This is a genomic window from Burkholderia sp. SR8 (assembly GCF_052851275.1).
In genome coordinates this window covers 17,737-30,145 of the sequence record NZ_JAULUC010000029.1, presented here as the reverse complement: position 1 = coordinate 30,145, position 12,409 = coordinate 17,737, and the positions used below count along the sequence as shown (strand labels likewise).

11 protein-coding genes are annotated in these 12,409 nt (G+C 66.8%); all 11 read left to right on the top strand.

Annotation, left to right across the window (positions count from 1 at the left end; genetic code table 11):
• Positions 1-85: 85 nt before the first annotated feature.
• The 11 genes from Q3A80_RS27440 to Q3A80_RS27390 all read left to right on the top strand — a co-directional run bounded on the left by Q3A80_RS27440 (position 86) and on the right by Q3A80_RS27390 (position 12,399).
• A complete protein-coding gene (locus Q3A80_RS27440; protein ID WP_446331955.1) occupies positions 86-1,570 on the top strand; it encodes a flavin monoamine oxidase family protein in 1,485 nt (494 codons plus the stop codon).
• Positions 1,571-1,580: 10 nt separating this feature from the next.
• Positions 1,581-2,240 (top strand): c-type cytochrome, encoded by a 660-nt coding sequence (locus Q3A80_RS27435; protein WP_446331954.1) that lies wholly within the window; start codon positions 1,581-1,583, stop codon positions 2,238-2,240.
• Between the two features lie 35 nt (positions 2,241-2,275).
• On the top strand, positions 2,276-2,950 hold the full coding sequence (locus tag Q3A80_RS27430; RefSeq protein WP_446331953.1) for a hypothetical protein: 675 nt from the start codon (positions 2,276-2,278) through the stop codon (positions 2,948-2,950).
• Positions 2,951-3,023: 73 nt separating this feature from the next.
• Complete coding sequence (locus Q3A80_RS27425) at positions 3,024-3,647, top strand: TetR/AcrR family transcriptional regulator (RefSeq protein WP_446331952.1); 624 nt, start codon at positions 3,024-3,026, stop codon at positions 3,645-3,647.
• Between the two features lie 244 nt (positions 3,648-3,891).
• A complete protein-coding gene (locus Q3A80_RS27420) occupies positions 3,892-4,725 on the top strand; it encodes a phytanoyl-CoA dioxygenase family protein (protein WP_446331951.1) in 834 nt (277 codons plus the stop codon).
• 17 nt (positions 4,726-4,742) lie between these two features.
• Positions 4,743-5,156 carry a RidA family protein gene (locus tag Q3A80_RS27415; protein ID WP_446331950.1) on the top strand — a complete coding sequence of 138 codons (414 nt, stop codon included), beginning with the start codon at positions 4,743-4,745 and terminating at the stop codon, positions 5,154-5,156.
• A gap of 215 nt (positions 5,157-5,371) precedes the next feature.
• Positions 5,372-6,739, top strand: a complete 1,368-nt coding sequence (locus Q3A80_RS27410; protein WP_446331949.1) for a DUF1329 domain-containing protein — start codon at positions 5,372-5,374, stop codon at positions 6,737-6,739.
• 78 nt (positions 6,740-6,817) lie between these two features.
• Positions 6,818-8,662 (top strand): DUF1302 domain-containing protein, encoded by a 1,845-nt coding sequence (locus tag Q3A80_RS27405; protein ID WP_446331948.1) that lies wholly within the window; start codon positions 6,818-6,820, stop codon positions 8,660-8,662.
• A 61-nt stretch (positions 8,663-8,723) separates the two neighbouring features.
• Entirely contained in the window at positions 8,724-11,084 is a 2,361-nt protein-coding gene (locus Q3A80_RS27400; protein WP_446331947.1) for an efflux RND transporter permease subunit, read from the top strand.
• Positions 11,085-11,115: 31 nt separating this feature from the next.
• Entirely contained in the window at positions 11,116-11,400 is a 285-nt protein-coding gene (locus Q3A80_RS27395) for a hypothetical protein (protein WP_446331946.1), read from the top strand.
• A 30-nt stretch (positions 11,401-11,430) separates the two neighbouring features.
• Positions 11,431-12,399, top strand: coding sequence for a WD40/YVTN/BNR-like repeat-containing protein (locus Q3A80_RS27390; protein ID WP_446331945.1), 969 nt, complete (start codon positions 11,431-11,433; stop codon positions 12,397-12,399).
• The last annotated feature ends 10 nt before the right edge of the window (positions 12,400-12,409 follow it).

The following is a 12,409-nucleotide window of genomic DNA, read 5'->3' as shown; positions in this document are numbered from 1 at the left end:
TCGGATGTCGGATTTCGCGCGAGCAGGCCGCGTGCCGCGGGGCACGCCGTCGCTCGCGCCATTTGCAGGCGGGAACTCGATCATCATGTCCAGCAACTCATCCTCCCGCAGGTCGGCCGACCTGCAGCGCCGGCAGTGGCTCAAGCTCGCCGGCGCATCGGTTGCGGCCGGCGGCCTTGCGCTCGGCGCCGCACGCGCGAGCGCCGATGCGGCGCCTGCCGTCGCGAGCGACGGCGACGTGCTCGACGTCGCGATCGTCGGCGCCGGGCTCGCGGGCCTCACGACCGCACGCGACCTGCGCTACGCGGGCTGCGAATCGTTCGTCGTGCTCGAGGCGCGCGATCGGGTCGGCGGCCGCACGCTCAACTACGACGTCGGCGGCGGTTACGTGACGGAAGTCGGCGGCCAGTGGATCGGCCCGGGCCAGACGGCCGTCGCGGATCTCGCGCGCGAACTCGAAATCGGCACGTTTCCGAGCTACTACGCGGGCAAGACGGTGATCCTCGGCGGCGACGGCCGCGCCGAGATCGACCTGAACGGCACGTTCGGCACCGACGAGGCGCTCGCCGCGAAGTTGAGCCGGTTGTCGCGCGACGTGCCGTCGGGCGCGCCGTGGACGTCGCCGAAGGCAGCCGAACTCGACCGGCTGTCGGTCGGCGACTGGCTGGCGCAGCAGCGCGTGAAACCCGAGGACCGGATGGGCTGGAATGCATCGATCTCGCTGTCGGGCGGTGTCGCGCCGGCGAAGATGGGACTGCTGCACTTCCTGTCGATGATCAATTCCGCGGACTGCGATTACGAACAGCTCGATTCGATCCGGCACAGCGCGCAGGAAACCCGTTTCGTCGGCGGTTCGCAGCTTCTCAGCATCCGGATGGCGCAACAGCTCGGCGACAAGGTGCGGCTCGCGTCGCCGGTGCGCCGGATCGTCGGCTGGGATCGCGACGTCGTCACGCTGCAGACGGACCGCGGCACGGTGCGCGCGCGCAAGGTCGTGATGGCGCTGCACCCTGCGCTTTGCCATCAGGTGCAGTTCGATCCGCCGCTGCCCGACCGGCGCAACGCGCTGCAGCGCGCGTGGCCCGCGCATTCGCCGGCGCGCAAGACGGCGATGGTCTATCGCCGGCCGTTCTGGCGCGACAAGGGGTTGAACGGCCACATCTTCCAGACCGACGGGCCGATCTTCTGGGCTTACGACAATTCGCCGCCGGGCGGCGAGATCGGCGTGATCAACGCGTTCGTGCGCAATGCGCTGATGCCTTCGGACCCGCAGGCCGCCAGGCAAATGCACATCGACCTCTATACGCGGGCTTGGGGCGACGACGCGCGCGCGCCGGTGTCGTACCACGATCGCGACTGGGGGCTCGCCGATCCGTGGACGCTCACGTGCGTTTCCGCGATTCCGCCGGGCTTCTGGACCGCACACGGCGACGCGCTGCGCACGCCGTGCGGCAACCTGATCTGGTCCGGCACCGAGACCGCGAACATCTGGGCCGGCTACATGGACGGCGCCGTCCGCTCGGGTCACCAGGCCGCGCTTCAGGCGCTCAATACACTGCGCCGCGCGTAGGAGACCGGAAATGAAGAAACGTATCGTGCTGCTCGCCGTGCTCGTGGTCGCCGGCGCGCTCCTGGCCGTCTACGGCCCCCCGCTGCTCGGCTTCTATCGGCTGCAGCGCCATATCGACGAGACGGCGCAGGCCGACGACGGCGACGGCGGCCCATGGCCGCGCACGACCGACGCGTGCATGGGTTGCCACGGCGTGAAGGGTAACTCGCTGAGCGACGCGTATCCGGGCCTCGCCGGCCAGCCGGCGCAGTACGTGGCCGCGCAGCTTCACGCATTCGCCAGCGGACAACGCGCGAACCCGACGATGGGGCCGCTCGCGATGACGATGAGCGAAGCCGAAATCACGCGCGTGGCCGGCTACTACGCGAAACAGGCACCGCTGGCCAACCGCTATTTCAAGCCGGACGCGCGACTGCGCGCGAAGGGCGAGCAACTCGTGACGGGCGGCGCGTGCGTCGCCTGCCACGGCGCGCGGCTGACGGGTCAGGCGCAGTTTCCGCGGCTCGCCGGGCAAGGATACGACTACCTGCGCGCGCAGCTCGACGCGTTCGCAAACGGCGCGCGCAGCGAGGCGACCGGCACGATGCAGCGCGTCGCTCGGGCGATGTCGGCGGAGGATCGGGTGGCGGTCGCGACCTATCTCGCGAGCCTGAGCCCGGTCAAGCAGTGAATCAACGGCAGCAATCGACCTCGGGAGTTCGAACCATGGATCACAGAACACTTGCACTTTGTCTTTCCAGCGCGACGCTGGCGGCAACGACGGGCCTGTACGGCTTCAAGTTCGTCCGCAAGCGCAATTTCCTGCTCGGCTTCGAATGGTGGATCGTGACGATTTCCGCATCGAATGCGGTGATTTTCTTCGCGACCGAATCGCCGCTGTCGTACGCCATTTCGCACTTTCTCGACGCGTTCTCGCGCGGCTTCGGGATGCCGGTGATCGCGGTTGCCGGCCTGATGGCCGTCACGCACGGCTTCCGGCCGTCGATGCGGCAGGACGTGACGCTGTTCGTGCTCGCGACGCTCGGGACGATCGCGCTCGTGGCCGGCGTGCTGCAGAACGCACTGCCGTACTTCTACGTGGCGATGTGGGCGCTGATGTCGATCTATCTCGCCGGCTTCGTGCTGCGGCTCGTGCGCGCGGGCCACGCGCTCCATGCGCTGACGACGACGATCGCGCTCGTCGCTTCGCAGGCGATCGCGTGCATCTACGACTTCTACAAGATTCCGGGCGAGGAAACCAACGTCGTGTTCAATTTCTACGTGCTTGCGCTGCTGACCTGGTCGTACCTGACCGTCGCGCTCTATTACGCGTATGGCGCGCTGGAACGCGAGGCCGGACGCGGCAAGGTGAATGCGAACGTATTGTCGTATCCGAAATGAATAGTAGTACGGAGCAAGCGGAATCTGTCCGGGCGATGTGCGGACCCGGCAGTGATGACCTCGGAGCGCCGGGATGGCCCCGGTCAGGCTGACCCGCGCACAGCGACGCGATGCGACACGCGAACGCCTGCTCGGCGCCGCGCGCGCGATTTTTGCGGAGAAGGGCTATGCGGCCGCGAGTGTCGAGGATATCGCCGCGGCAGCCGGACATACGCGCGGCGCGTTCTATGCGCACTTTCGAAGCAAGACGGAGATGCTGTTCGAGCTGCTGCGGCGCGATCACGACGACACCGCGACGGCGCTGCAACGGATCGCCGCCATGCGGGCGGGTTCGCCCGAGGACGTGCAACACGCGCTGCTCGCATACTGGCGGCGGGGTGCCGCGCGCGATGCGTCGGGGCTGATATGGCTGGAGGCGCAACTGCAGGCGGCGCGCGATCCGCAGTTCCGTGCGCAATTCGGCGCGTTGCTGCGCAAGCGGCAGGCGCTCGCGACCGCGTGCATCGATGCGTTCGCGGCCTGTGCCGGCGAGAGCTTGCCGCTGCCCTCGCCGGTGCTCGCGCTCGGCCTGAGCGCACTGTGCGACGGCGTGCAGTCGTGCTGCGCCGCCGATGCGAGCAGCGCGACCGACGCGCTGGCCGATGCGGTACTGGCCGCGTTCCTCGCGCATACGGTGTTCGATCGCATGCGCGGATGACGTGACGGCGACGCCGCGGCCGGCGTCGTCGCTCGATTGTATGAAGGCTGAAAGCAGGTTGTCATGGCGGGACGACAGACCGCCCCGACGCACGCTCGAACATGCAGACGAAACAGGGAATACCCCGTCTTTTTCTTTCTCGTATTTTTGTCATGATGACCTAACATTGTCACCATGTTCTACTGCAGGCGCCGGCAATGACCGTTCGCGGCCGGCAGCGGTTGGACGAATCAGGAGATCTACGATGGATGCACTTACGCGCAAGGCTTTCTTCGAGGACGGTGCGGTCCTCGTCGAAGGCGTACTCGATGCAGCGCAGCTCGAGCAGTGCCGCGCCGCGTTCGACTGGGGGATGGAGAACCCGGGCCCGATGGCGACGACGCTGCTCGACGGCACCGAATACCGGTCGCACAACGACAACGCGAATCCGTACGCGAAGGCGCGGCTCGACGAACTGGTCGGCACGCTGCCGTTCGGCAAGCTGTTCGCCGACCTGTGGGGCTCGAAGCACGTGTGGTACTTCGCCGAGGAACTGTTCATGAAGGCCGGTGGCAAGAGCGCGCGCTCGCCGTGGCACCAGGACACGTCGTACCTGCCGTGGGAAGGCATGCACTTCGGCAATGCGTGGATCAGCTTCGAGCACGTGCCGAAGCGCAACGCACTGGAGATCGTGCGCGGCTCGCATCTCGGCGTGCGCCACGACGGCACCACGTTCCAGAACGCGGAGGACCCGACCGACCCGCTGCACGGCGGCGACGTGTGGCCGCGGCTGCCGAACATCGAAGCGGAGCGCCGCGCGGCGCCCGGCGCGTACGACATCCTTTCGTGGGAAACGAAGCCTGGCGACGTGCTGCTGCTCCATCCGGGCGTGCTGCACGGCGGTGGCGCGGTGGATGCCGCGTTCCCCGACCGCCACACGCTCGTGCTGCGCTTCTTCGGCGACGACGCGACGTTCAGCCCGCTGCCCGATCAAAGCCGCTCGGGTTTCACGCCGGCCGGCGTGCTGTTCGTCGACGAACTCGCCGGGCTGAAGGCCGGCGATCCGTTCCGTGCACCGTGTTTCCGTCAACTCGTCTGAGCAAGGAGTTCTTCACCATGTCAGCAACCCCGAAGCGGCACTCGATCGTGCCGCCGCCGTTCCAGCCGTGGTACGACGCCTACCACTTCTCGCCCGCCACGCGCGTCGGCGACACGATCTGGGTGTCCGGCCAGGTCGGTCTCGACGCTCGGATGCAGCCGGCCGACGGCGTCGAGGCACAGGCGCGGATCGCGTTCGAGAGCCTGAAGATGATCCTGGAGGCGGCGGGCGCGAGTCTTGCCGATGTCGTCGAACTGACGACCTTCCATACCAACCTTCAGCAGGAAACGCAGGATTTCTCGGCGGTCAAGGACGCCTATTTCCCGGACCGCTATCCGTCGTGGACGGCGGTCGGCGTGTCGCAACTGGCGCTGCCGGGGCTGTGCGTCGAAGTGCGCGCGGTGGCGGTGGCCGGATCGGGAAGGGATTGAGACAGGCGCCAGTGCGCCATTCATTCCGGACGGGCGTTCTTGATGAATCGTACTCCTGATGGAATGACGGAAGGGCATCGAAACAGGCAGGCGGCCGTTCGTCATCGCGGACGGCCGTCATCAGGGAGCGATGCGATTGCCGGTCGACGATCGCGAGCGGAATGAATGCGTCGCACCCGGGACGGGCGAGCGAACGCGCAGTGGGAAGGAGCACCATGATGAACAAGCATCGATTCCGGGCCGTGTCCGCACTCGCGGCGGCCGCATGTCTCGCGATCGGCACGGCCGTCGCGGCGGACGACCTGACGCCGGCCGGCGCCGATCGCTCGGCGAGCAAGGACGGCACGGTGCCGGCATACGCCGGCAAGCAGTCGCCCGACGCCGGCTGGGAATGGGGCAAGGTGCGCGCCGATTTCTGGAAGCATCGCAACGAGAAACCGCTGTACTCGATCGATGCGGCGAACGTCGACAAGTACGCGGACAAGCTGTCGCCCGGGCAGGTCGCGCTGATCAGGCAGAAGAAGGGCTACCGGATGGACGTCTATCCGTCCCATCGCGAATGCCAGCTGCCGGATGCGGCGGAGCAGAACTCGAAGGCGAACCTGAGCGCCGCGAAGCTCGGGTCGGCCGGCGACACGCTCGCGTCGGCCATGTTGCCGGGCGTGCCGTTCCCGCAGCCGAAGAGCGGCGTCGAGGCGATCCTCAACTACGAGATGCGCTATCGCGGCGAAGGCATCGACTGGGCGCAGATGGCGACGACCGTGTCGCCGCGTCCGGGCAGCAGCGAATGGATCGACGCGGTCGGCCCGCAGACGTTCTACTTCCCGTCCGGCAAGCTCGGCAAGCATTCGCCGCAGGACGTCGACCAGCTCAGCGCGGCCGTGTACTTCCAGATGAACTCGCCGGCGGCGCTGGCCGGGCAGGCGTTCGTGCAGCGTCAGTACTTCGACAAGCCGTCGGAGACGTACTACTACTTCCCCGGCCAGCGCCGCGTGCGGCGCATGCCGGCCTATACGCACGATGCGCCGCTGATCGGCTTCGAGAACCAGTACCTGATCGACGAAGCGAACATGATCAACGGCTCGCTCGACCGCTTCAACTGGAAGCTGGTCGGCAAGAAGGAAATGATCGTCCCGTACAACGCGTTCGGCATGTACAAGTTCAAGAGCAAGCTGCACGACGTCGCGACGCCGGACGGCGTCGCGGCGGCGAGCCGGCGCTACGAGACGCACCGCGTGTGGATCGTCGAGGCGACGCTGAAGCCGAGCGCACGGCACGTCGCATCGAAGAAGGTGTTCTATCTCGACGAAGACAGCTGGCTCGCGCTGGTCGGCGAGGACTACGACGCACAGGGCAAGCTGTGGAAGGTGCGCGAAAGCTACCCGATCCCGGTGTGGGAGCTTGGCGGCACGTGCGACAACGAACCGCTCGCGCAGTACGACATGAACAACGGCCGCTACGTGCTCGATGCGACGTCGATCGGGCAGGGCAAGGACGTTCGCTGGCTCGAACAGGCCGACGATCCGCGCTTCAAGCAGGATTTCTACACGGCGGAATCGCTGCGCTCGGTCAGCGAACGTTGACCGTCATCGGCTGAAGCACAAGGGACCGGCGCGCGCAACGACCGCGCGCCGGCATCGCAAAGGGGTGGGAGGCGGATCATGGAATCGGCAAGGTTGATCAGGAATACTACGGTATCGGTCGTGCTCGCGGGTGCCGCGGCATCGAACGCATACGCTTACGACTTCACGACGGGCATCAACGACCTGCAGGGCTCGTGGGTGACCAACCTGACGGCCGGCGCCGGGATCCGGACCAAGAGCCCGAGCTGCTCGCTCACTGGCGACCCGAACGCCTACGGCTGCGGTGCCGCCGCGAACACGAATCAATGGGGTTACGCGGACAGCGGCGACCTGAACTACCGCAAGGGCCAGCCGTTCAGCACCTACATCAGCGCGACCAGCGAGCTGCTGCTGAAGATGCCGAGCGAAGGGTTGAAGTTCATGGTGCGCGGCACCGGCATGTACGACTTCCTCGCCGGAAACACGGCGAGAACGCCGCTGTCGAGCACGGCCTCCGCGCAGGTGGTCTACAACGCGCAACTGCTCGACCTGTGGGCCCAGAAGGACTTCACGATCGGCGGGCGCAACGCGCACGTGCGGCTCGGCAACCAGGTGATCAACTGGGGCGAGAGCATGTTCGCGCAGAGCGGGATCAACGCGACCAACTCGCTCGACGTGCAGAAACTGCTGATCCCCGGCTCGCAGCTGAAGCAGGCGCTGTTGCCCGCGCCGATGGTGAGCTTTGCCGCCGACCTGTCGCACGGGTTCAGCACCGAGGGCTATTACCAGTTCCAGTGGAACGGCAACCGCTATCCGCCGGTCGGCTCGTACTGGTCGGTGACGAACGGATTCGGCCGCGGCGCCGAACCGTTCACGCTGAACACGAACAACCTGAACGTGGCCGGCCCGAGCGCGGGCACGATCGCGAACGCGATCGGCGGCGGGGCGGCCGCGGGCAACCAGGACACGCTCGACGCGATCAGGAACGGGCTCGTGAACGGCGCGTACGCCGGGCCGCCGTTCAACAGCATCGGCCTGCCGTCGGTCACGAACCTGCCCGCAAAGTACCGGCCGCAGTTCGGCGTGAAGTTCAACTACTCGCCGCGCTCGTTCGATGCGAACTTCGCGTTCTACTACCTGAACTACACGGACAAGTCACCGGTGCTTGCGTCGCTCGCGAACGGCACCGAACAATGGTCGTATCTCGGCCGGCGCCAGCTGTTCGGCGTCAGCGCGAACTTCGGGGTCGGTCCGTGGGCGATCGGCACCGAACTGTCGTACCGGCCGCGCGATGCGGTCGCGCTGTCGAGCTGCTACGGCGCGGGCGGCCCGCTCGACCTGAACACCAACGGCGTGGCCGGCATCAATTGTTCGCAATGGGTCGACAAGAAGAAATTCCAGTACGACCTGAACGGGCTGCTCGCGCTCACGCGCAGCGAGTATCCGTTCCTCAAGTGGCTCGGCGCCGATTCGGCCGCGCTCACGTGGGAACTCACGTGGATCTACTACCCGGGCCTGAGCCCGAGCGGCGTCACGCGCACCGTCGACGGACAGACCGTCACGCAGGTGCCGCAGGCCGGCTATTTGCCGTGGCTGAACAACGGGTCGGCGCTCGGCTATCCGATCGGGATGGGGCAGGGCACCGCGAGCTCCGTCGGCGCGACGATCGACTTCAACTGGACCTATGACGGCACGCTGATTCCGGGCTGGCAGGTCACGCCGGGCGTGACGTTCTCGGACGGCCTGTACGGCTACACGCCGACCTTCACCGCGAATTACATGCAGGGCGCGAAGTCGGTGAACGTCTACGTGCTGTTCAACCAGAACCCGCCGAACTGGCAGGCCGGCATCAATTTCACCGCGTTCTTCGGCGGCCACAACACGGTGGGCCAGCCGTATGCGGATCGCAATTTCGTCGGCTTGTTCGTCACGCGGAATTTCTGACGCCGATGCGCTTACGGGCGCGCGCGCGGCGCGTCGCCGCCAATCATCAAGGGGTAATGTCGTGCTCAATCGTCTGGTCAGCCGCCTCGAAAGGCTCTTCTTCGGTCATCGCGCGATCGTGCTCGCGGCGATCGCGTTGTTCACCGTCGCGATGGCCGTATTCGCCGTGCAGTTGCGGATGGACGCCGGGTTCGAGAAGCAGATGCCGATCGGGCACGAGTACATCCGCACGTTCCAGCAATACCGCAACGACCTGCTTGGCGCGAACCGGATCACCGTCGTCGTGCGTGCGAAGCATGGCTCGATCTGGTCGAAGGAAGGGCTGACGCGGCTGTACGACGTCACGCAAGCCGTCACGTACCTGCCGAACGTCGACCGCATCGGCGTGCGCTCGCTGTGGACGCCGAACGCGTTCGTCAACGAAGTGACCGACGAGGGCTTTCGCGCGGAGCCGATCATCTCCGGCACGATCACGCCCGATCAGTTGACGCCGGAGCGCGTGCAGGGCATTCGCCGCGCGACGACGCTCGGCGGCTACGTCGGCACGCTCGTGTCGCACAACGAAGACAGCGCGATGATCACGGCCGAGCTGAACGAGCGCGACAGCGCCGGCAAGGTGCTCGACTACGTGGCGTTCAATCACCTGCTCGAAGAGAAGATCCGCAAGCCGTTCGAGGATGCCGGCTACGAGATCCAGATCATCGGTTTCGCGAAACAGATCGGCGACATCGCCGACGGCGCGACGGCCGTGCTCGGCTTCTGCGCGGTCGCGCTGCTGCTGACCACGCTCGCGGTGTACTGGTACTGCCATTCGGTGCGCTTCACGGTGCTCTTGGTCGCATGCTCGCTCACGTCGCTCGTATGGCAGTTCGGCACGTTGAAGCTGCTCGGCTTCGGCCTCGATCCGCTCGCGGTGCTGGTGCCGTTCCTCGTGTTCGCGATCGGCGTGTCGCATGGCGTGCAGCAGGTGAACTTCATCGTCCGCGAGATCGCGCACGGGCAGAGTTCGTTCGATGCGGCGCGCCACAGCTTCAGCGGCCTCTTGATTCCCGGCGTGCTCGCGCTGATCACCGCGTTCGTGTCGTTCATCACGCTGTTGCTGATTCCGATTCCGATGGTGCGCGAGCTGGCGATTACCGCGTCGCTCGGCGTCGCATACAAGATCGTCACGAACCTGATCCTGCTGCCGGTCGCCGCATCGTGCTTCAACTTCACGAAGACCTATGCGGACAACGCGCTGAAGCGCGCGCAGCAGCGTGCGAAGCCGCTGCGTCTGCTCGCACGCGTGGCGGAGCCGAAGTACGCGGGCATCACCGTCGCGCTGACGGTCGCGATCTTCGCGCTCGCCGCATGGCAAAGCCGCGATCGCGTGATCGGCACGCTGCAGCCGGGCGCGCCGGAGCTGCGCGCCGACGCGCGCTTCAACCGCGATGCGACGTCGATCGCCGGCAACTACGACATGGGCCTCGACTGGCTGACGGTGGCGATCGAATCGAACGGCAAGGCCTGCGACAACCCGGCAGTCGGGCTGTACGAGGACGACTTCTCGGCCGCGATGAAGACCGAGCCGGGCGTCGTGTCGGTGCAGTCGTACTCGGCGATGTTGCGTACCTATAACCGGGGCTACAACGAGGATTACCCGAAGATGAACGTCGTGCCGATCGATGCCGAGAACTACGGCGCGGTGTCGGTCGACGTGTCGCGCGTGAAGGGCTTCATGAGCCGCGACTGCGGGATGACGGCCGTGCACCTGTTCCTGACCGACCACAAGGCGACGACGATCAACCGCATCCTCGACGACGTGAAGCAATACCGTGCGTCGCATCCGTTCCCGGGCATCACGGTGCGGCTGGCCGCAGGTAACGCAGGCGTGCTCGCCGCGACGAACGACGAGGTCGAGAAGAGCGAGCTGCCGATGATGCTCTACGTGTATGCGGCGATCCTGGTGCTCGTGTTCCTCGCCTATCGCGACTGGCGCGCGATGCTCGCATGCTGCGTGCCGCTGTCGGTCGCAACGTTCATCGGCTACTGGTTCATGAAGGAGCTGCAGATCGGGCTGACCGTCGCGACGTTGCCGGTGATGGTGCTGGCCGTGGGCATCGGCGTCGATTACGCGTTCTACATCTACAACCGGCTGCAGGTACATCTCGCGGGCGGCCAGGACATCGTGAAGGCCGTGCAGCACGCGATGCTCGAAGTGGGCGTGGCCACGATCTTCACCGCGATCACGCTGGCGATCGGCGTCGCGACGTGGAGCTTCTCGGCGCTCAAGTTTCAGGCCGACATGGGCAAGCTGCTCGCGTTCATGTTCATCGTGAACCTGGTGATGGCGATGACCGCGCTGCCGGCTCTCGCATCGCTGCTCGAACGCTGGTTCCCGCGCCGCAAGCCGGCCCGTGCCCCGGGCCTGTTCAGCCACTGACGCTGAAGAACATTCCGACGGAGATTCGCTGATGGTCAAGACCCTCGCCGTTTGCTGCGCGCTTTGCCTCGCGGCGGCAGCCTTCGCTCGCTTTCATGAAGCGGTCGCGGACCGACCCGCGCCGGCTCATGCGTTCGCGGCCGACGCAGGACGTGTCGGTGCGCGCAACGCCACGATCGACGGACGAGGCGTGGATCCATCGTCGAACGACGGCAACGTCGGGCGGCCGGCGCCGGCCGAGCCGGGTGCCGACAAGCCATCCCTCGTTGCGCTCGACGCAGCGACTGCCGGCTGGGCGCGCCTGTTCAATCACTGATGCATGAGCACACCACTTCAGAGACTTGCCATGATCAAGACGCTAATTGCCTGTACCGCGCTCTGCGCCGCCGCGATGGCCTTCGCGCAACCGCAGGACGGAACGGTTGCGACCTGGGCGGCGAAGCCCGCGCATGCGTGGGCCGCGCCGACGCACCGGATGCTGATGGATGCGGCGCGCGCCGGAGCGCGGATCGTCGCGGTCGGCGAGCACGGCATCGTGCTGCTGTCCGACGACGATGGCAACACGTGGCGGCAGGCGCATCGCGTGCCGGTATCGGCGACGCTGTCGGCCGTGTCGTTCGCGGATGCGAAGCACGGCTGGGCCGTCGGCCAGTGGGGCGCGATTCTCGCGACCGACGACGGCGGCGACACGTGGGTCACGCAGCGGCTCGATACATCGGTCGACCAGCCGCTGTTCTCCGTGCTGTTCACGAGCGCTCAGGATGGCATCGCCGTCGGACTGTGGTCGCTGATGCTGCAGACGCACGACGGCGGCAAGACGTGGGCGCGCACGACGCTGCCGAAGCCGCCGGGCGGCGGCAAGGCCGACCGCAATCTCTATCACGTGTTCGCCGACGCCGCGCAGGCGCGCTACGTCGTGTCCGAACAGGGGATGGTGCTGAAGTCGGCCGACGGTGGCGCGAACTGGACCTATCTGCCGACCGGCGGCAAGGGCACGTTGTGGTCGGGTGTCGCGATGCCCGACGGACGGCTCGTGGTCGGCGGGCTGCTCGGCAGCCTGTTCGAGAGCCACGACGGCGGCACGACGTGGACCGCGCTGAATACCGGCGCGCGCAGTTCGATCACCGATCTCGTCGCGAGCGGCGGCGGGCTGGTCGGCGTCGGGCTCGACGGGCTGACGTTCACGCAGCGCGTCGCGGGCGGCCCGTTCGACATCGCGCAGCGCGCGGACCGCGCGACGCTTACTGCCGCGCTGATCGACGCACGCGGCAAGCCGATCCTGTTTTCGCAGGACGGCGTGCTGGCCGCGCGATGAATTGATTCCC

What these genes read in the sequence shown, in the direction of transcription:
- Q3A80_RS27440 (WP_446331955.1), top strand. Translation starts at nt 86, where the DNA reads ATGTCCAGCAACTCATCCTCCCGCAGGTCGGCCGACCTGCAGCGCCGG.
- Q3A80_RS27435 (WP_446331954.1), top strand. Translation starts at nt 1,581, where the DNA reads ATGAAGAAACGTATCGTGCTGCTCGCCGTGCTCGTGGTCGCCGGCGCG.
- Q3A80_RS27430 (WP_446331953.1), top strand. Translation starts at nt 2,276, where the DNA reads ATGGATCACAGAACACTTGCACTTTGTCTTTCCAGCGCGACGCTGGCG.
- Q3A80_RS27425 (WP_446331952.1), top strand. Translation starts at nt 3,024, where the DNA reads ATGGCCCCGGTCAGGCTGACCCGCGCACAGCGACGCGATGCGACACGC.
- Q3A80_RS27420 (WP_446331951.1), top strand. Translation starts at nt 3,892, where the DNA reads ATGGATGCACTTACGCGCAAGGCTTTCTTCGAGGACGGTGCGGTCCTC.
- Q3A80_RS27415 (WP_446331950.1), top strand. Translation starts at nt 4,743, where the DNA reads ATGTCAGCAACCCCGAAGCGGCACTCGATCGTGCCGCCGCCGTTCCAG.
- Q3A80_RS27410 (WP_446331949.1), top strand. Translation starts at nt 5,372, where the DNA reads ATGATGAACAAGCATCGATTCCGGGCCGTGTCCGCACTCGCGGCGGCC.
- Q3A80_RS27405 (WP_446331948.1), top strand. Translation starts at nt 6,818, where the DNA reads ATGGAATCGGCAAGGTTGATCAGGAATACTACGGTATCGGTCGTGCTC.
- Q3A80_RS27395 (WP_446331946.1), top strand. Translation starts at nt 11,116, where the DNA reads ATGGTCAAGACCCTCGCCGTTTGCTGCGCGCTTTGCCTCGCGGCGGCA.
- Q3A80_RS27390 (WP_446331945.1), top strand. Translation starts at nt 11,431, where the DNA reads ATGATCAAGACGCTAATTGCCTGTACCGCGCTCTGCGCCGCCGCGATG.